Origin of the sequence: Paenirhodobacter sp. CAU 1674, assembly GCF_029222945.1 — a bacterium.
Classification (GTDB): domain Bacteria; phylum Pseudomonadota; class Alphaproteobacteria; order Rhodobacterales; family Rhodobacteraceae; genus Rhodobacter.
In genome coordinates, this window is sequence record NZ_JARHUH010000007.1 from 15,696 (window position 1) to 34,864 (window position 19,169).

The 19,169-nt window shown below is 61.7% G+C and carries 12 protein-coding genes and 5 pseudogenes; 4 read left to right on the top strand and 13 right to left on the bottom strand.

The annotated features are described in order from the left end of the window. Positions 1-4: 4 nt before the first annotated feature. A pseudogene (locus P2G62_RS17785) lies at positions 5-1,129 on the top strand (DUF3644 domain-containing protein). Between the two features lie 134 nt (positions 1,130-1,263). Here the strand turns inward: P2G62_RS17785 and P2G62_RS11035 are convergent. Beyond that, a complete protein-coding gene (locus P2G62_RS11035; RefSeq protein WP_275735204.1) occupies positions 1,264-2,763 on the bottom strand; it encodes an IS66 family transposase in 1,500 nt (499 codons plus the stop codon). A gap of 84 nt (positions 2,764-2,847) precedes the next feature. Next, positions 2,848-3,520: pseudogene (locus P2G62_RS11040) on the bottom strand (IS3 family transposase); the annotation flags it as partial. Between the two features lie 383 nt (positions 3,521-3,903). On the opposite strand from P2G62_RS11040, the gene P2G62_RS11045 reads away from it, so the two are divergent. Beyond that, positions 3,904-6,807 (top strand): calcium-binding protein, encoded by a 2,904-nt coding sequence (locus P2G62_RS11045; RefSeq protein WP_275734960.1) that lies wholly within the window; start codon positions 3,904-3,906, stop codon positions 6,805-6,807. 150 nt (positions 6,808-6,957) lie between these two features. Here P2G62_RS11045 and P2G62_RS11050 read toward each other — a convergent pair. Beyond that, positions 6,958-7,220, bottom strand: a pseudogene (locus P2G62_RS11050) (transposase); the annotation flags it as partial. A gap of 381 nt (positions 7,221-7,601) precedes the next feature. On the opposite strand from P2G62_RS11050, the gene P2G62_RS11055 reads away from it, so the two are divergent. Together P2G62_RS11055 and P2G62_RS11060 are read left to right on the top strand one after the other, a co-directional pair. Further along, complete coding sequence (locus P2G62_RS11055; protein WP_275734961.1) at positions 7,602-8,021, top strand: transposase; 420 nt, start codon at positions 7,602-7,604, stop codon at positions 8,019-8,021. A gap of 74 nt (positions 8,022-8,095) precedes the next feature. After that, positions 8,096-8,260 (top strand): annotated as a pseudogene (locus P2G62_RS11060) (transposase domain-containing protein); the annotation flags it as partial. Positions 8,261-8,289: 29 nt separating this feature from the next. Here the strand turns inward: P2G62_RS11060 and P2G62_RS11065 are convergent. From P2G62_RS11065 to P2G62_RS11110, 10 genes and pseudogenes are all read right to left on the bottom strand, one after another. After that, positions 8,290-8,816, bottom strand: a pseudogene (locus P2G62_RS11065) (IS3 family transposase); the annotation flags it as partial. Positions 8,817-8,852: 36 nt separating this feature from the next. After that, complete coding sequence (locus P2G62_RS11070) at positions 8,853-10,286, bottom strand: mannose-1-phosphate guanylyltransferase/mannose-6-phosphate isomerase (protein ID WP_275734962.1); 1,434 nt, start codon at positions 10,284-10,286, stop codon at positions 8,853-8,855. Between the two features lie 69 nt (positions 10,287-10,355). Continuing rightward, entirely contained in the window at positions 10,356-11,759 is a 1,404-nt protein-coding gene (locus tag P2G62_RS11075) for a phosphomannomutase (protein WP_275734963.1), read from the bottom strand. Positions 11,760-12,292: 533 nt separating this feature from the next. Continuing rightward, on the bottom strand, positions 12,293-13,660 hold the full coding sequence (locus P2G62_RS11080; RefSeq protein ID WP_275734964.1) for an integrase family protein: 1,368 nt from the start codon (positions 13,658-13,660) through the stop codon (positions 12,293-12,295). Positions 13,661-13,932: 272 nt separating this feature from the next. Further along, complete coding sequence (locus tag P2G62_RS11085; RefSeq protein WP_275734965.1) at positions 13,933-15,054, bottom strand: site-specific integrase; 1,122 nt, start codon at positions 15,052-15,054, stop codon at positions 13,933-13,935. Between the two features lie 254 nt (positions 15,055-15,308). Then, entirely contained in the window at positions 15,309-15,638 is a 330-nt protein-coding gene (locus P2G62_RS11090) for a DUF2190 family protein (protein WP_275734966.1), read from the bottom strand. 1 nt (position 15,639) lies between these two features. Continuing rightward, entirely contained in the window at positions 15,640-15,861 is a 222-nt protein-coding gene (locus P2G62_RS11095; RefSeq protein ID WP_005978338.1) for a hypothetical protein, read from the bottom strand. Further along, the gene (locus P2G62_RS11100) at positions 15,861-17,624 is read right to left on the bottom strand and encodes a prohead protease/major capsid protein fusion protein (RefSeq protein ID WP_275734967.1); all 1,764 of its coding nucleotides are present in this window, start codon (positions 17,622-17,624) and stop codon (positions 15,861-15,863) included. The genes P2G62_RS11095 and P2G62_RS11100 overlap by 1 nt, the downstream gene beginning before the upstream one ends. Continuing rightward, entirely contained in the window at positions 17,611-17,796 is a 186-nt protein-coding gene (locus P2G62_RS11105) for a hypothetical protein (protein ID WP_275734968.1), read from the bottom strand. Before P2G62_RS11105 ends, P2G62_RS11100 begins: the two co-directional genes overlap by 14 nt. Beyond that, positions 17,786-19,168 carry a phage portal protein gene (locus P2G62_RS11110; protein ID WP_275734969.1) on the bottom strand — a complete coding sequence of 461 codons (1,383 nt, stop codon included), beginning with the start codon at positions 19,166-19,168 and terminating at the stop codon, positions 17,786-17,788. The genes P2G62_RS11105 and P2G62_RS11110 overlap by 11 nt, the downstream gene beginning before the upstream one ends. Between the last annotated feature and the right edge of the window lies 1 nt (position 19,169).

The following is a 19,169-nucleotide window of genomic DNA, read 5'->3' on the forward strand; positions in this document are numbered from 1 at the left end:
GGCGATGATCGCCCGGGGCGTGGCTCGCACGAATGATCAGGATATCCTGGCGTATTTCACCCGACCAACCCGGACGGTAAACCATCGGCTGATCGGTGAAATCCGAACCGGGGCAAAGCACAAAGCAACAAAACCCGCGACCGACGAGGATCTGGACGCCTTTGTGTCGACATGGCCGGACATCGACCACGCGACCGGCCTGAGCATTCGCGGAGATGAGCTGCTTATCAAGGCCCGGGAGGCGATGATCGCGGGAGTCCAGACCTTCAACTCCGCCGGGCTGACCTTCCGAGCCGAATTGTTCATCGTTACGGCGATCATCGCCTGGACATATCTGCTCCACGCCTGGTTCCGGCGGGAGGGGATCGACTACCGCTATCGAGGGCAAACCACCAAGGAGGGTGCCGAATAATTCTGGGAGCTTGGGCACTGCCTCAAGCAGCCGAGATGCCCGGTGAAGGGCGGGGCGGCCAGGAACCTCGAGTTTCTGATTAAGATCCGCCATGAGATCGAACACCGCTCGACCAACCGGATTGACGATGCGCTCGGCGCGAAGCTGCAGTCCTGCGCGCTGAATTTCAACGATCTGCTGAAGGCGGAATTCGGGGCGCAGTATGGGCTGGAGAAGCGCCTGCCACTTGCATTGCAGTTCGTTTCCTTCGGCACGGAACAGAGGGCTGCACTGAAGAAAACATCCGGCCTGCCGAAGCATATAGAGGCGGCGATCGATGCGTTCGAGCATGGTCTGACCGAGGAGGAGATGAAGGACCCGGCCTATCGCATCTCCTACGGCTTCGTGCCGATGGTGGCGAAGAAGCCCGGTGCGGCCGACACCGCGGTTCATATCGTTGCCAGTGGCAGCGATGAAGCCGGAGAGATCAGCAAGATCATCCTCAAGGAGGTGAACAAGGATCGGTATCCACCCAACAGAGTGGTGAAGAAGATGCAGGCGGCAGGTTTCCCGAAATTCCGCCTGCATGACCATACGCAGCTATGTAGGCAACTCGGCGCGAAGACCCCCGGCAAGGGCTTCGGGTGCGTCGGCGACTACGGAAATTGGGTCTGGTTCGATCGTTGGATCGATCAGGTGCTCCAGCACTGCGAAGCTGAAGGTGAGAAGTTCCGTTGATCGCCCGACACTCATTTCAGTCCGCGATACCTGCACTGGTTCCAGCGCCTTCGGGCCGGAACCCTTACAGGGTTCCGGCTGCAGGCATTTCCCGCGGGGTAACCCCGGCCTTTTGAGGCCGGGACAGGCGGCGCTCAGTCCTCGATCTGGCCGACCGGGCAATTCCAGGGCATCAGCGTCGAGAGATCGACATCGCCCTGATTGCGCTCGATCTCACCCACAACCCAGTTCAGATAGCTGCGCGGGTTGATCCGGTTCAGCCGTGCGCTCTCGATGAGGCTGTAGTAGACGGCCCAGACCTGCGCAGCGTCATGGCTCCCGGCGAAGAGCGAGTTTTTCTTCGTCAGTGCGATTCCGCGGATGCAGCGTTCAATCGGGTTGTTGTCGATTTCGAGGCGGCCATCGAAAGCGAAGCGCTGCAACGCATCGAAAGCCTTCAGAGTGTAGTTGACCGCCTTCTTCAGGGTCCCCTGCGCGCCGGATTCTGCCTTGAGCAGTTCCGCCCGGATCTCAGCCAGGACCGGCAGGGTCCGCTCCTGCCGCATCGCAGTGCGCGCCTCGGGCGGAAGACCTCGCGCCGCCTTTTCCACAGCATACATTTTACGGATCATCTGGACGATCCTTTTGGCCAGCGGGCTCTTCGTGGCGAGGAAAGCCTCATGGAAATTCCGGCGAGCGTGTGCCCAGCAGCGGGCCGAGACCAGCCTGTCATTGAGGTCGTCGTTTTGAAACAGCCGATTGTAGCCAGCATATCCGTCGGAGATCAGGTATCGGAACGAAGCACCGCTCAGCAGTTCCTCGATCACGGAGCCGGCCCGGGACGGTGCGTAGAAATAGACCACAGCCGGCTCGGCCTTCGGGTTCCAGCCCCGCTCATCGCGGCAGATCGCCCAGAAATAACCTTGGTCGCATTTGCCCTTCCCCGGCGCCTGCACGCGCACCGGGGTCTCGTCGGCATGTGCGGCGTGACCGGCTTTGACATGATCGAGCAGGGCCTGCCGCACCGGCTCCAGATGGCTCGCCAGATGTGCGATGCCGCTGCCGATGGCCTGTCGGCTCAAGTTCACGTTGGCATTCCGCAGCCGTCGCTCCATCCGGAACGTCGGGATATGCTCGAAGAATTTCTGGACGGCTGCTTCAGCGGCGAAGGTCGGGTCGATGCCGCGTCCTTTCATGATGTGGTTGTCGGATTTGTCGGACACGGGCTTGTTGTCCTTGCAGTGCTCGTTGTGGTTGCAGGCGCAGGTGTGATGGACGTGCTGGATGAACTCAACATGCTCGGGGACCGTCACCATCCGCAGGCTGCTCCAGGAACTGATCGAGGGCATTTCGCGCCCGCAGCAGCTGCAGTTGCGGTTTTCGGGGTAGTGATGGACCACCACCGGCTCGATACCCTTGGGGATCTTCCGGGGGCGCTTGCCCGTGGGCTTCTCGCAGAGTTCATCGTCTTCCTCGTCATCGGCAAGCGAGACGTCGAGGTCCTCTTCCTCCCCAGCGATGCCCTTTTCGGAGCTTTTGTCGAAATGCTCCTGGCGCAGCACGGCGAGTTGTTCTTTCAACCGCTGCCGCTCACTGTTCAAGGCTGAGATTTTGCGCTTGGCGAAACGCTCGCGCTCCTCATGTTCCCTGAACATTTCGAGGATGCCGCAGACCTGTGCGCCGACGGTCGCCCGCGCACTTTCCGGAATACTGGACGTGGCATTGATGACGGACAGGATGATGGGCAGCTTTCTCAGCAGATAGGGGTAGATTTTGTGCCCAAGCGCCGGTTTCGAGGTGTTAAGCTTGCGATAGAGCAGCCTCGATGCCCACGCGCTTCATAAGCGTGGCAACGTGCAGCCGCCAGACCTTTAAGTCGCCCTCGACCGGCAACCCCTGCAACATCCGGGTGCCCGCGAACGGGAAGTCCATGTGCAGCTTGTCGGTCCGGTGTCTCAGCTTCAGATCAGCATCCGATACCGGGCGTGGCTTGTAATAGACGCTGCCCCGGCTGATCCCCAGCATGATGGTTTGACGGCCGACGCTCAGCTTCGCTGCGGGATTGATCATCTTTTTGCGTTCGGCAACAGACCCTTGGGCGGCTCGCTCGACCGATGGCGCTCACCGCGCAGTGCGTCGCGCGCCGGACGAAAAATCATTCCCTGGCGTCAACACTCCGATCTTCGCATGCAGTGTTTTTACATCGATGGTCGGTTCCGGTTTGGCCTTCGGGGCTTGTCCAAACACCCCGGTCGCGCCCTCAAGGAATTGATCGCTCCACCGCTTGATCTGGGTCGGGTGGACGTCGAAATCCTGCGCCAACGCGACCAGCGTTTTCTCGCCCTTGATCGCAGCCACCGCCACTTTCGCCTTGAACGCCGGGTTGTGGTTCCAGCACGGTCGTTTTGCCATGGTCCTCTCCTCGCTCGCAGCCTCATGCCGCCCTTGCGCGGAAAATCCACTTATCCCGGCTGTTCAAATTTCCGCAGCCATCTCTTGGCCCAGTGGCGCGGTTTTCTCGTCCCTTCGCTGTGGGGTGATTCTGCGGGCGTTTCTGTCAAGACCGTGAAGGCATGCCGAATACCAACCTTCGCCTGCATCCAAGGCACCAAATGCCACATGAAAAACAAACACGAGACGTTGTTTCCAGGCCAGGGACAGCAGAGTCAAAAATTTCCGCACAGTCGCTAAAATACAGAGGATGACGCTAGGTCAATATTTGCGGGACACTTTACTCAAAAAATATCTTTCGCCAGGTTTCATGTGAATTTTAGTCATCATTAGGGGAACGCGTGATGGCCGTGATATTGAGCGATACTTTGGTTGGCACCCAAGGCAGCGACACGCTGGTCGGCAATGTGGATGACCTGCTGATTCAAGGATTGGGCGGGGATGATATTTTGGAAAGCATCTGGGGGGCCAGCCTGGATGGCGGCGACGGCGCGGATACGCTTTATGGCGGTGGCGATGGCGCCAGTGTTCTGGGCGGCGCGGGCGACGATGTCATCTCCACCTATGGCGATGGGGCGCTGATCGACGGCGGCGAGGGCGATAACTGGATAGACCACGACGGTGGGCAAAGCACGATCACCAGCGGTGATGGCAATGACACGCTGCAGGTCGATGGCAGCGACAACCTGATCACCAGCGGTGATGGCAATGACTCGCTGACGGTTTATGGCTACGGCAACCTGATCGACGGCGGCGAGGGCAACAACGCGTTGACCCTTTCGGGCGCTTACAACGAGGTCACCCTGGGCGCGGGGAATGATTCCGTCTACGGGTCCTCGGGTTCGGACAACAGTGTCACGGCGGGCGCCGGGGATGACTATGTCGAGAGTTACGGCGCGCTGCTGGATGGCGGCGACGGCGCGGATACGCTTTATGGCGGTGGCGATGGCGCCAGTGTTCTGGGCGGCGCGGGCGACGATGTCATCTCCACCTATGGCGATGGGATGCTGATCGACGGCGGCGAGGGCGATAACTGGATAGACCACGACGGTGGGCAAAGCACGATCACCAGCGGTGCTGGCAATGACACGCTGCAGGTCGATGGCAGCGACAACCTGATCACCAGCGGTGATGGCAATGACTCGCTGACGGTTTATGGCTACGGCAACCTGATCGACGGCGGCGAGGGCAACAACGCGTTGACCCTTTCGGGCGCTTACAACGAGGTCATCCTGGGCGCGGGGAATGATTCCGTCTACGGGTCCTCGGGTTCGGACAACAGTGTCACGGCGGGCGCCGGGGATGACTATGTCGAGAGTTACGGCGCGCTGCTGGATGGCGGCGACGGCGCGGATACGCTTTATGGCGGTGGCGATGGCGCCAGTGTTCTGGGCGGCGCGGGCGACGATGTCATCTCCACCTATGGCGATGGGATGCTGATCGACGGCGGCGAGGGCAATGACACGCTGACCCTTACAGGCGACGGGAACGAGGTTGACCTTGGCGCAGGCGATGACATCATCAACAGTTTCGGCGACGGTGTGCGGGTCGATGGTGGTGCGGGGAATGACGCGATCGTCCTTACCGGGGATTCTGTAGCCGCCTATGGCGGCGAGGGCGATGACAGCTTTGATGCGCGTTATGGCGACACCACGATCGAGGGCGGCGACGGAAACGATTTCGCCGATCTGCATTCCTATCTCGACAATATTGAATTCGATGTCGATATGGGCGTTGGCAATGACACTGTCTCGTTCGCCTTCCAATCGAGCGCGGTGCAGGCCGCGATCGCGCTGGGGGACGGGGATGATTTGATCGCAACAAACGGTCCTGTGGGCGGCAATGAGCTGACGCTTAGCCTTGGTGACGGGGCGGACACGATCGCGCTCCTTGCAGGGGAAAGCGGCACGACCCATGTCAGCGATTTTGACGTGACCGAGGATAGTCTGATTATCTCGGACAGCTGGCTCGACGGTTATTTCGATACGCCGGCAGCGCTGGCTGCGGCGATTGCGGATTACCAGGCGGAAACGATGGCCTGGATTGCGGAAAACCCCGATGCCGTGACTGAGGTCGATGGGGGCGCGCTGCTGACCTATACCGAGGGGGGCAATCAGATCACCGTGCAGTTCGACGGCGTGAGCCGCGATGATCTGTTCGCCGCGCTCAGCGGTGAGGAAGTTGAGCCGGACCCGGTCGATCCTCTTTTGACTGGCACCGAGGGGGACGATCTGCTGAGCACGGAAGATGACGCCGTGCTTCTTGAGGGTTTGGGCGGCAACGATACGCTTATCGGCCTTGGTGCAGATGACACGCTCGAAGGTGGCACGGGTGATGACGAATTGCACCTGGGCCTTTGGGGGGGCATCGCCGATGGTGGCGACGGCGATGACATTTTCAACGCCGCAATGGCCGGGACCGGCAGTTATACGATGACAGGGGGCGATGGCGACGACCGCTTTACCGCCACTGATTTCGGAACGGGCACCGACGGGTCACAATTGCGGATCACCGATTTCGACCCGGCTCATGACCAACTCGAAGTTGTGGTTAATGGCGAGGTGGTGGCGATTGACCTGACCGATCTGCCCGAGGGCTTCTCGACCGCGCCGGACGAGGATGGCAATCTTGTGCTGAGCTATGCGGGTGATGATGGCACCGACACTATCGTGCTCGAAGGATTGGCCGATTATCCGACGCTGGTCGGAACGGACGGCGGCGATACGTTGCGCACATCCGACCAGCATGAGATCATCGACATGAAAGACGGTGATGACACCGTTTATGCCTTCAAGGGTTCGCATGAGGTGCGGCTGGGTGCGGGTGATGACGAAATCTATGCGCGCCATAGCATGGAAATCGACGGAGGCGATGGCGATGACACGATCCATCTCGATCTGGGGCGCAACGCAAATTACGAAGTGACGGGTGGCGAAGGCGCAGATAGTTACGATCTGGCGGGCGCTGCCAATAAGGGAACGGCCAGCGTAAGGCTGAACGATTTCACCCTGGGCGAAGACAGTCTTTCTATCAACGGTCAAGATCTGGCCAATTTCGTCGATGCCGGTTGGGACATTGGCGAGGATGATGATGGAAACGCAGTAATCGGGTTGAATGACAGGGATAGCGTTACCCTTGTCGGCGTGTCGAAATCCGACATCCTGATCCTTGACGATGGAACCGAGATCCCGACGGTGGAAGTGGCCGAAGACGTTGACAGAGAGGAAGAAGAGGACCTTGTGGTCTGATACGCCCGTGAGATATTTGTTTCGGGCGGAGCAATTTTACCGCTGTCTGTTTCAGGGTCTGATTTTTGCTGTTCCAGAGATTTTGGTGCAGCAAACGTTGCGTTGCACCCCATTTTTTGACCGCCGTTATCTGAACTTCCCCGGCTCGGATCACGACGACGGACCGGTGGCGCCATCGGGATAATGCTTGTCGATCGGGACGCTGCAACCGATCACGCTGCGGGGCCGCACCCCGCTGTAGCTCTACGACAAGCCGCCAGCTTTTCGCGGGCGTCGGCAAGGTTCATGAAGCAGTGGGCGTTCAGACATTTGGTCCGAAGCTTGCTGTTGAAGGCTTCGATGAACCCGTTGTCCGTGGGTTTTCCGGGCCGTGAGAGGTCGAGTGCAACCTCGTTCGCATAGGCCCAGAAATCAGTAAGACCGCATGTCTTTTTCACCGACCGACCCATGGCGGATCCGTCTGTATCCTGACCGTTGGGCGGCGGGTGCTGCCCTTTGGCGATGGAGGAAGACATGCGGAAAGCCCACGGAACGATCCACGTCGGAATTGACGTGACCAAGGACAAGCTTGCGTTGGTGATCGCCACGATGAAGTGCTGAGTTTGGGCACATTCGAGAAGAGTAAGCGCTGTCTCGCCCCCACCTTCCTGTTGAATCCGTAAGCTGCGACGCGCCCCTGTGCGGAGATTTACACGGGAGATGTCAGTCGGGGACATCGGGAGCGCAGCATGGAGGCCGTTGGGTTTGTGGAGTTTCTGGCGGCTCCTGCGGGTAAGCGGCGGTAATATGACGAGGTGAAGGGTCGGATCGTGGCGGAGACGCTGGTGCCCGACGCCACGGTGAACGAGGTGGCGCCTCGGCATGGATTGAAGGCCAACCACCTGTCGTTTTGGCGGATGCTTGCGCGGCAGGGCAAGCTGGTTGTGCCCGAGGATGCGGGGGCAGAGTTTGCAGCACCCATGGCTTCGCCTCGGTCGGCCTCGGCTCCGATCGCGACGGCGTCGATTGATCTGATTGTCGGGCCTGTGACGGTGCGTCTGGATGCTGCCACGCCTGCGGCACGGGTCGTGGAACTGGCCATGGTCTTGCAGGCCCGCCCGTGTTCTTCCCGTCGATCCGGGTGTGAATCATGGTGGCCACGAAGCCCATCGCTCGCCATTGGGCTTGAACCAATGGCGCCCATGGCTCGCTCCGCAAGGACCATGACAGGCTAGCGGTGATGGTGAAGAACGAGCCACGCGGGATCATCGACGTTGGTGAAGCCAGGCAAGGTGCAGCTATCCAGTTCAGCGGTGGTGAAACGCTGGCCCGGGCCATGACGCTCATCGAAACCGCCAAGATGAACGGCATCGATCCACAAGCCTGGCTCGCCAACGTCCTCGACCGCATCCATGATCACAAGATCAACCGGCTTGACGAGCTGCTTCCATGGAACTGGGCGCAGCCAAGCTGAGCTGCGGTGACAATCGGGCGGTTACGGCAAAGCCAGCCCTCCGCTGTCCAGATGTAGGAGATGTCTGCGCCCCACTTCCTGTCCGGGCCGTCTGCCGTGAAGTCCTGTGCTATGAGGTTCGGCGCGACGGGCCAGGCATGTTCGCTGTCCGTCGTGCGCTTGAACCGCCGCTTCTGCCGCGCGATCAACTGGTTCTGTCGCATCAGCCGCGCCGTGCGATGCCGCCCGATATCATGGCCCTCATCGACGAGATCTCGGTGCATGCGGGGGCTGCCGTAGGTCCCGTTCGACAGCGCGAAAGCCGTCCGGATATGCTCCAGATAAACCATGTCCTGCTGCTGGCGGCGACAGGCAGGCCGTTCCTGCCAGGCGAAGAAGCCGCTCTGGCTGACGCCCAGAACACGGCACATCAGGCTGATAGGGAAGTTGGCCTTCTCCGCTTCGACGAAGGCGAACTTCACCGATTTCCCTCCCTCGCGAAGAAGGCCGCGACTTTTTTTAGGATGTCGCGCTCCTGCTTCAGCACTGCATTCTCTCGCCGAAGCCGCTTCAGCTCGGCATGCAGATCGACCGGCGCCTCACTCGGCTCCCCTCATCCCTTCGCCCCTTGCCCGCGCGAATAGACATCGTCGTAGCGGATGATGTCGTCCTCGCCGAGGTAAGCGCCGGTCTGCACCTCGATCAGCACCATCGGCAGCTTGCCCGGGTTCTTCATCCGATGCACTGCGCCGAGCGGGATATAGACTGACTGATTTTCGGTCACGAGCTGGGCCTTGTCGTCAATCGTCACCTCGGCGGTGCCCTGCACCACGATCCAGTGCTCCGAACGGTGGTGGTGGCTTTGCAGGCTCAGGCTCGCGCCCGGATGCACGACAATGCGCTTGACCTGAAAGCGGTCTCCAAGGGCAAGGGTTTCGAACCATCCCCAAGGGCGATGGTCTTTCGGGAACTGCACAGCTTGTGGGGCCTTTCGAGCCTTGAGCGCATCGACGGCCTTCTTCACGTCCTGCCCCCGCGACATATCTGCCACAAGAACGGCGTCGTTCATGGCGACCGCGATTACATTGCGCAACCCGATGCCGACGAGTTCAACGCCTTCACTGTCTGAGCGGAGCAGACTGTTGGCGCAGTCGATTGCGGTTGCTGTGCCTGACAGGCTTACATCTGCAGTATCGCGCTTGCTCTCGGCCCAGACCGCATCCCATCCGCCAAGGTCTGACCACTCTCCGTCGTAGGAAACTGCGGAAAGATTGGTTGCGTGTTCCATCACCGCATAGTCGAGCGAAATATCAGGGGCCTCGGCCCAAGGGTCTGGAGCGAGACGCAGGAACCCAAGATCTGGTTTTGCCTCCTCCAATGCCGCGCGCACAGGGCCAAGCAGCTGGGGCGCATGAGCCTCGAAAGCTGCCACCATATCTGTGGCTTTGAACAAGAAGATCCCGGCATTCCAAGCATAATTGCCCGCAGCAAGCATCTCTTCGGCGCGAGATCTGTCGGGCTTTTCGACAAAGCGGGTCAGCGCGACAGGCGCGCCGCTTGCATCTGGCGGAGCAGAGAGTTCCAGGTAGCCATAGCCGGTCTCGGCACGTGTCGGTTTGATGCCGAATGTAACGATCCTGCCCTGTTCCACCGCCGGGAGGCCGCGCAAAACCGTTGCCCGAAAGTCTGCGGCATCCGGGATCGAGTGATCGGAGGGTGCAACGAGCAGGATGCCAGTGGGGTCGACACGCTGAACATAAAGTGCAGCCGCAAGAACCGCGGGAGCAGTATTGCGCCCCTCGGGTTCGATGATCACCGCCCCGGGGTCGATTCCGGCAGCAGATAGTTGTTCTGTAACGATAAAACGGAAGTCCGAGTTCGTCAGGACCACGGGCGCGGCGAAACCTTCGGCGCTAAGCCGTATTGCAGAAGCCTGAAACAGCGTTTCATCGCCCAGCAGCGGAACGAACTGCTTGGGATAACTCTTCCGTGAGAGCGGCCACAATCGTGTGCCGGAGCCGCCACAAAGGATAGTCGGGTAAATCATCGAAGCCGCCCAAGAAATTCTAACGAAATTCTAATATTTGAGATCATACATGCTGCGCTGCCGCAATCCTTAGTTGTTGGCTAAACCAATTTTCACCATTCTTAGCGTGCGATCGAGCAAATTTCGCACCTCTGTCTCGCTCGTGGCTTCAACGTAGACACGAAACTCCGGCGCGTTTCCCGACGGCCGCAGATGCACGATTCGGTTCATCTCAAGCGAAATGCGCAGGCCGTCTGTGAGGTCGACTGCGACCTCGGCGCCCAGCGGTGACAAAAAGTGCTCACGCGCCTTCGCGTTTTGTGTGAGGTGCGAGAGGAACGCGAGGCCAGCCTCGCTAGGCATGTTCTCCAGCCGGTCCGTGGCGGTGACGCGTTGCGGCAGGGCCTCGCATATCTGCGCGAGAGTGCGCTGTTGCTTGCGCGCGGCAACGAGGGGGGCAAGCAGCGGCAAAAAGGCATCGCGGGTCATCAGGGCGTCAAGCGGTCCGCTGGCGGCATCGGCTTGGAAGCCAAGCAGAAAGCCCCCGTTCGCTTCAAACCCCACCACACGTGCGTGTGGGTCTTCTGCCAAGACCCTTTCCATCGCGGCAATGACATAGGGCGAACCGACGCGGGTTAGATGCACCGCGCGCGGGCTGAAAAGTTGTTGCACCATCGAGTTGCTTGAGACTGGCGTGCAGACGACTTCTGCACCGAGAGCCTGCGCTGTCAGAACGCCAAGCACATCACCCGCAATGACTTTGCCCGAGCCATCGGTCATGAGCGGGCGATCAGCATCACCATCTGTCGACAGGACTGCATCGAGGTTGTGGGCTTTGGCCCAGGCCGTCAGGTCGGTGCGAGTCTCCGCCGGCACCGCTTCAGTATCAACGGGCACAAAGCCCTCGGAGCGAGCAAGTGCAACCGTTGTCGCGCCAAGGGCTTCCAGCGTCTGGCTCAAAAGGTCGCGCCCGACGGAGGAGTGCTGATACACACCAAGCCGCAGGCCCGAAAGCGCTCCGGCGCCAAATGCATGCAAATACCGCGCAGTGTATTCCGCCTCGGCTGACAAGTTCTTTGTGACTGTTCCCGGATGTGGTGCGGGCGGCGCCGAGGCGCCAAGCTTGTGCAGAATTGTCGTCTCATCCGCCTTGGTAATTTCTCCAGTTGGAAGGTAGAATTTTAGCCCGTTGCGATCGGCTGGAATATGGCTGCCCGTCACCATGACCGCAGCAGCGCCATCCGCCATGGCGACCCTGGCGAGCGCGGGCGTTGGTAGAGCGCCGCAATCAACGACATCACAGCCCATTGCACGTGCGGCGGCTATCACATTGGCGGCGATACGTGGCGACGAGGGGCGAAGGTCGCGCCCGACGAAGATTGCCGTTCCGATCGGACAAGCCAAAACAAATGCCTGAATGTATTGTGAAATTAGGTCTGGCTCGAGCTCACTGACGAGCCCCCTCAGTCCGGAAGTGCCAAATTTGGGTGCCATGATACCTGCCGGTAAGTCTATTGTTGGAACAATGGGAAGGACCCGAAGTGCAGATCAATATAGAAACATCGATTCAGTTCTTCGCGAGCGCGTGTAGGCGGACATGTGTTTAGGTGACGCCACTCCTTGCCCCAACTTAGCGCCAATGGCTTCAAACAAGCAAGACCATCGGGCTCGCCTTCGATGGATGGGTCGTTTTCTTTTTGCGCACCTGCAGCTGGCCGATTGTTGCGCAGCGCTCACCATTGACGTGTCTCGCGCCTTCTATTGCGATCATTGGCATGGAGCGGCCTATCCCACCTTTACGTGAATACCCCCGCATAATGTGGACGCCTTCTTCGCTAATTCTGAGGCAAGGAGGCCATGATGAGCAGCATGTCAACGGCGGCGCAAAAAACTGCCACTTTGGGCTTGGCGTTTGGGATGGAAATGTGCGGCGGCCATCCCCGCTGCAAGCAAGCTTGTGCGGGCAGGGTCCATTTTGCGGCCGCTCCCAAACCGTCAACCTTTTCGTTTCTTGTCCAGCAGGCGGGTCATTCGAAGTCTTGGGGCGTCATCGCTTCCAGCCTGGCAAGCTCATCGGCCAGAGTATCAAGCGCAACCTTCTGCACATTCGGCCTGTTTTTCAGGATCCGGGCGCCGGCCTGAGCATAATGGCGATAGCTGGCGGAAACGTTCTCGGACATTTCTGGCCGCCGATGGCCTAGAATGGCCTCGATCGTCGAAGGGGCCACCTCCAGCACTTCCATCAGCGTGGCTGCGGAACGGCGCAGGTCGTGCCGGTGCCAGCCTGAAGTTCCGCTTTCACGAGCGATCGCGGCATTGATGCGCTGCCAGTTTCCCAGGGTTCCCCCACGCGAATTCGGAAAAACCAGATCGTCTGGCGCCGCACGCCCGTATCCGGGCAGGCTTTTCAGCAACTCGATTGCGGCCCGCGAGAGCGGCAGGGATTGCCCGCGTGCAGCCCCGCGCGTCGTCTTGATCTGCGGCTTGTGCCAAATGTCGGAGACGAAGGAGACATCGCGCCAGCGCATCTGCACCATCTCGTCCAACCGCGCTGCGGTCAGCAGAAGAAAGCGCATGGCGATCGGACGTAAATCCTGGTCCAGAGGCGTGCTCATTCGCAGGCAGTCGGGCGCAGGAAAGACGAGGAGGGGCAGAACGGCGCTCAGCTCCCGCTCGTCTAGCAGAACGGTTCTGACCTTGGTGATTGTCGGATCCTCCGCTGCCGGGTCATGGGTGTCCTGCAGATCCGGCAGGTCGAGCCGCTCTGTTCGACCCGCGCCGATCTTGTGGAACGGCTTGCGCCCCGAGGCCCAGTCCAGCACCGGCGACAGATAGGCTCGAGCCCGCGAGACCTGACCGCTGGCCTTGTCTTTGGTGTGCGACTGGCGCGGCACGTGGGTGCGCATCGCTTCCACATAGTCCTCGAGCCGCAACTCGGTTACCGGCTTGCAAAGCAGCTTGCCAAAGACATTGTCGATCCGGCGACGGGCATCGCTGCGACCCTTCGGCGACGGCTGCCAAATTTTGCGCAGGGGCGCAGTGCGCGCGGCGTATTCCTCGACGACCTCGTCAAGCGTGATGTCCTTGCGCCGATGCTTTGCGCGCAGGGCATTCGTCACCAGCTCCGGCGGCTCGCCACGCTGGAAGGCGGCGCGGATCTTTGATGCTTCTTCGCGTGCCGATTTCAACGATGTTTCGGGATATGTGCCGATCGAAATGGTTTTGATCGTCCCGCCTGCGTGGCGGCCACGAAAGGCAAAGGTGACGCGCCCAGTCGCTCCAAAGCGCACGCGAAGACCAACCTGACGCGTGTCGCTATATTCAACGCGCTGCTCTGAGGTGATGCTTGCGATGAACTTGTCGGTTAGCGGGACGGCTCGGGCTGGTTTAGGCATTCGATAGGAACTTTCGGGGTTACACCGGGGTTACAGAATGACCGATCTAGGGCAATTTTCAATGCGCGACGCTGAGCCAAGAGAGGATTTTTGTGGATATCTATTATTAAGTTAAGTATTGGAAATAATTTATGAATTCCTGAATCAATGTGGTGTTTCGTGACTCGGCTTGTCAAGTCTCGGGAAGGGCATAAATGGGATTGAAAATCCGCGTGTCGCTGGTTCGATTCCGGCTCTGGGCACCATCCTTCTTTTTTATCGTTACTTATCAGCTACTTAGGTTGCGATTTTGTCCCACCGGGAACAACCGTCGCCAAAAGTGGGACACTTTCGTCCGGGGTTTGTTCTCGGGAAAGACGGCGAAGGGCGCTTTCCGCACGGGTCTTCTGACTGGCCGCGCGGGTGTAGCGGGTGACTTCCTTGCTGGTCCGGTGCCCGGTGATGGACATGATTTCCTGTTCCGTGCATCCCAGCTCGGCCAGTCGCGCGGCGGCGGCCTTGCGAAGCCCGTGGACGGAGCACTGCGGAAGCCCGGCATCGTCGCACCACTTGCGGAAGCGATTGCCGAATCCGTTGGACGTAAAGGGCCGATTGAACGCGGTAACAAGGAAGGTCAGATCGCCCGTGGGCGTGGCGTCGATAATCTGTTGCAGCTCTGGGATAACGGGGATTTCCATCCGCACCGGCTTCCGGTTCCTGCCCTTGTGCTGGGTGAAGATCAGCCATCCGTCGCGGACGTGTTGCTTGCCCAGCACCACAAGATCGGCGCGGCGCTGGCCGGTGTAGAGGGCAAGCGCCAAGGCGAGACGCGCGGGCGTGCCAATCGGGTGCGCCTCTTCGTATTTCTCAATCTCGGCTAGCGTCCACGAATGGAAGCCGTCGGGGTTGCCCTTCAGGTATTCGACCTTCTCCGCCGGGTTGTCGTCGTGGTGGTCATAGCGAAGCGCGTAGCGGTAGAGCTGGCGCACGGCCTTCACCATGCCGTTGGCGGCCTCGGGCCGGTCGGCCATCTCATCACGGCGGACGCGGATATGGCGGGGCAGCAATTGAGCGAAGGGCTTGTCTCCGTCGCCCTTGTGCTCGCAGAAGCGTTCGAGGATGGACCGGCGGACCTTCTGAGTCCGGGGGTCCAGCTCTTGAAACATGGCGCTCTTGAAGTATTGGACGCAAAGCCACCTGAAACTCTTCGGCACGACGCGCCCGGTCTTGTCGGTCTTGGCCTCCTTCGGGCCAGCGGCGGCGACGCGGTAGTCGGCCAAGAACTCAGGCGAACCGGCGGGGCCGCGTAGGCGAACCTTCCGCCCGTTGCGGCGGTAGTAGAGGCGGACGTTGCCGTGCCGGTCCACGTCCTCCACCACGTATTTCAATCTGAATTTCATCGAATCCTCGGGCATCTATTCGTCCCAAGCATTGTGGTCGGACTCGTCTCCGCCGGGCAAGGCGTCAAAAAATCGGTCCAAAGCGCGCACGTCCCAGACCCGCCGCCCGTCGATTCTCTTGGCTTTGGGCATCCGTCCGTCGCCTACCATCGAGTCGAATTTCGACGCGCTCACGCCGATGTATTCCGCCGCCTCCACGCGCGACAGCCCCCGCCGCGTGGGCGGCGGAAGAGCGGTGCGCGTATGTTCGGAGACGGCGGGCATTGGCTTCAGAACGTGCCGTTGAGGCGGACGCGGACGGACGCGGACGGGTTGCCCGCTGCCGAGACGGCCACGCCGATCTTGGTGTTGCCGCTGGCGGTGCTGGTCACTGCCCCGTCGGACGTGCGGAAATAGACCGCATCGCCCACGGCCAGTTCGTCGGTGGAGACTTTGGGCATCTCGAAGACGCCTTCCGTCACCAATACCAGCGGATCGCCAATGGCGGCGTCCCCCGATGCAATGCCGAAGATATTGCCGAGCTTGACGCCATCGCCAGAGCTGGCGGCGGCCACGGCGGTCACGGTGAGGTTTTCACCGGGTTGCACGAAGTTGCGCATTTCAGGTTCCTTTCGAGGTTCGGAAATGAAGGGTGGTCGGCGTCCGACGCCCGGCCAGCTCGGCAATTTGCCGGTCCAGCGACGCCAGAGCGGCGGCCATCTGGGCGTCGGACTTGTATTCGACTTCCTCGCCGTTCTGGTCGCGGAAGCGCCGCACGCCGCCCGCACGCGCCGTCAGAAGCGCGTCACGGGCTTGCGTGAGTTGGTCGAGCGTCAGGGCCATTACGAAGTCGCCACGCGTTGCGCGCCGCGCCAGTCGAGCCAGCCCGCGCCGAAGTCGAGGAAGCCCCGGAAGGACAGCCCCAGCGTGTCCCAGCTTTCGCGGCGCTGGACTTGGACGCCCTCGGCCCCGCTCAGGTAGGCGTAGCGCAGGCAGGCCAGCCGGGCCGGGTCAGCGAAGAGATACCACGTGCCCGACGGCAGGCGCGGTTCCACCAGCAGCTTCAGCTTGCCCGCGAAGGGGTTCACGTCTGCCGTGGTGCCGGGCTGGATCGCGGCAAGGATTTCCTCGGCCTCGGTTTCCAGATCGGCGGGCACCAGCAGGTAGCGCGGCGGCGCGTCGATGATGGTCTTGCCATCGGTGCCGGTGCGCAGGCGCATGGCTTCGCGGTTCTCGGCCAAGGTCGCTTTGGACGGCAGCCCGGCGGTGTCCCCGATGTTGCCTCGGCTGGCGTCGAAGACGGGGGTGCCGTCGCGCATCTCCGGGTTGCCGGTCAGCATCGCCACCATGATCGCCGCTTCCGTCTGGGCAGCCGCTTCGCCAAAGGCGCGCACGGTGTCAGACAGAAGATTCAGGTCATCATTGATGATGAGGTTGCGGGTCAGGTCGATCCGGCGGCCAAAGGTCTTGAGGTTGATGGACTCGCCCTCTTCGGCCCGGCTGGTGGCGGTGAACTCGCCATTCTCGGCCATCTCTTCCAGCTCGCCCATTTCGCCAAGACGGATTGCCGTGCTGGTCTTGAAGTCCCGGAGCGTCTGCTTGCGGCAAAGCGCCTTCAGGGGGCTTTCGGCTGCCCGATAGGACGCCATCGCGGTCTTGCCGGTTGCGTCCATGACGGTCAGGGCGAAGTCGCTGGTGCCGTGCGCGGCGGCCCGGTGCAGCACTTCGTCCCGGCTCATGCCGCGCGTGCTGGTGCCCATGCGCTCCACGGCTTCGCGGGCCATGTCCATCAGGCTCACGTCGGCATAGGTGCGCGACGCCTCGGGCAGCTCTTCCAGCCCGCCCATGCGATAGGCCAGCGCCTCCGCTTGCCGGGTGCGGATGGTGGCCGGGTCTTCGTTCGAGCCATGCACGCGGACGACGGGGGCCGAGCGGCGGGTTTGTTGGGCGTCGAAGACAGCAGCCTTGGCGGCGGTCATGTCGGCTTCGTCGTCAATGAGCTGGTCGGCCAGCTCCGGGCCAAGCCCGGCAGCGCGGACAAGCCCCCGGATGTCGCTCCGGCGTTGCGCTTCCGCCTCTTGCGGCGAAAGGGTTTCGATAGTCTCGGGCATGGGTTCCTCTTTCTGCCGTAGACGGGCGGACGGGTCCGCCGGGTTGGAGGTCAACGTGACCTCGGTGAGACGCCACCCGGTCGGGCTCTTCACCCGGCCTTGCGGCGTATTCCGTTCGGTCCAGCCCGAGACGCGGTAGCCGATACTGACTCCGCTCACGGTGCCGTCCGCGATCCGCTGGACCACGGGGGCCGCGTCTTCGGCGCTGGTGATTTCGAGCACGGCCACCACGGCGTCGCCTTCCACGGCGACGGACCGGACGCGGCCAAGCTGGTCGCGGACAGAGGCGGTTCGGTGCGAGTCCAGGACGGGCAGCCCGTCAGCGCCCGACAGGTCCAGCGTGTCAGCGGTCAGCACTTCCAGAAACGGCCCCCGGGCGTCGCGCCGGGTTACGGGCGACGGCGTGGCGATCACGGCGGACACGGTGCGCGTCTCCGGGTCATAGCTGTTGGGGCGGGTCTGGGCGGCCCGCGTCAGGGCGTTATCGAGGGGCAAGGCGGGCCTCCATGCGTTTGAAGGTGTCGGTGTCGCGGGTCATGAGCTTGCCCGAGCGGGGGCAGCGCACGGCGCTGGCGCGGGCGATATTCATGGTCAGCTTGGGGCCGTAGCGGTCAGTGCGCGCGCCGGTCTCAGTTACCAGCTTTCGCCACGTGATTTCATTGGTCATTGGCCGCCCCCTTCGCGCTGAAGGTCAAACCAAGCTCGGCTTCCCGGGCGCGGTCGTCGGCAATTTCGCGGTCCAGCTCGGCCACGTTCCAGCCGAGTTGTGCGACGGCTTGGCGGCGGCTGGTCAGGCCCATTTCGAGGGCAGCGCGGGCCGCCTCCATGTCCTTTTGCGGGTCCACCTGCATCGGGCGCGGCGGCAACCATTCAGCTTTGCGCGCGGCGGCAAGGTCGGCCACGTCCAGATGCCCGGCCACGTATTCGTCGGTGACGAAGCGTCGAAAGATCGGATTCAGGAATTGCGGAACAAGCGTGTGATAGACGTATTGCTCCACCTTGGCCCGGAACGGCAGAAGCCCGGCCCGCAGGCTGGAATAGTTCGCTTGGCTCAGATCGCCGTCAACAAGGTGCTGGGGCACGCCAAGCCCGGCGGCAATCTGGCCGAGCGTCAGCTTTGCGAAGGCGATGGACTCCTTGGCTTGCTCGGGCGCGGCGAACTTGATGTCAGTGCCGCCCGGAAGGACGCGCACCACGCCGGGTTCAAGGGAAATGTCCCCGCCATCGGCTTCGGGGAAGGCTTCACCAGCCCCGCCCATGTTCGTGGTGTCGGTGACGAAGCCCGCGAACATGGAAGAGATTTTGAGCCCGACAAGCATGGCATCAAGGGCTTGGTCCAGCTCACTCACGGTCAGTAGGACGGGGGCGAGCTGGGAAATGCCGCGCACTTGGCCCGGGCCGAGCTGGCGGAAAATGTGGATCACGTCTTCAGCCGGAACGCGGATGGACTCTTGCGCGGTCGGGAAAAGATCGGTCGGGCGTTGCGGGCGGAAGTGATAGGCGCGGCGCGTGCCATTGGCGGCAAACTCCACGCCCGCCACCACATAGCCGCCGTCGCCCAAGTCGCGGGTGTCGGACTCGTCCAGCGCCTCGGCAGGGTATTGCCGCCAGACGGTGCGCCCGTTGCGGTTCTCGGCCACGAAGAGAGCTTCCCCGTCCACGATCTCGGCCAGCACGGCGGCGGCGGTCATGCCCCGGAAGTCGGTGCGCCCTTCGGCGTCCAGATCGGCGTTGGAAAACGCCTTGTCGATCAGCGCGGCCATATCCTTGTCGGGATAGGCCGAATTGGCTTCGATACCCGCCCCCACTGCCTCGGCCACAATCGCGTCCACGGCGTTGCGGATATAGCCGTTGTTGGCATAGGCGTGCCGAGCCCGGGCGCGCACCGGAATGGCGGCGGCCAGCGTTTCGGTGCCATGCGAGCCGAAGTGCCGCCCGAAGCCCGCGCCGCGACGGCCACCGGCAGCCGCGTCAAAGGATCGGACGGCCACCGGGGCCGCGTCGCGCTTGAAGGGATTGAGGCGGGACAGCAGGGACATG

Bases quoted from the DNA above. Each gene is read 5' to 3' on its own strand.
- P2G62_RS11035 (WP_275735204.1), bottom strand. From the start codon at position 2,763: ATGTTCAGGGAACATGAGGAGCGCGAGCGTTTCGCCAAGCGCAAAATC.
- P2G62_RS11045 (WP_275734960.1), top strand. From the start codon at position 3,904: ATGGCCGTGATATTGAGCGATACTTTGGTTGGCACCCAAGGCAGCGAC.
- P2G62_RS11070 (WP_275734962.1), bottom strand. From the start codon at position 10,286: ATGATTTACCCGACTATCCTTTGTGGCGGCTCCGGCACACGATTGTGG.
- P2G62_RS11075 (WP_275734963.1), bottom strand. From the start codon at position 11,759: ATGGCACCCAAATTTGGCACTTCCGGACTGAGGGGGCTCGTCAGTGAG.
- P2G62_RS11080 (WP_275734964.1), bottom strand. From the start codon at position 13,660: ATGCCTAAACCAGCCCGAGCCGTCCCGCTAACCGACAAGTTCATCGCA.
- P2G62_RS11085 (WP_275734965.1), bottom strand. From the start codon at position 15,054: ATGCCCGAGGATTCGATGAAATTCAGATTGAAATACGTGGTGGAGGAC.
- P2G62_RS11090 (WP_275734966.1), bottom strand. From the start codon at position 15,638: ATGCGCAACTTCGTGCAACCCGGTGAAAACCTCACCGTGACCGCCGTG.
- P2G62_RS11095 (WP_005978338.1), bottom strand. From the start codon at position 15,861: ATGGCCCTGACGCTCGACCAACTCACGCAAGCCCGTGACGCGCTTCTG.
- P2G62_RS11105 (WP_275734968.1), bottom strand. From the start codon at position 17,796: ATGACCAATGAAATCACGTGGCGAAAGCTGGTAACTGAGACCGGCGCG.
- P2G62_RS11110 (WP_275734969.1), bottom strand. From the start codon at position 19,168: ATGTCCCTGCTGTCCCGCCTCAATCCCTTCAAGCGCGACGCGGCCCCG.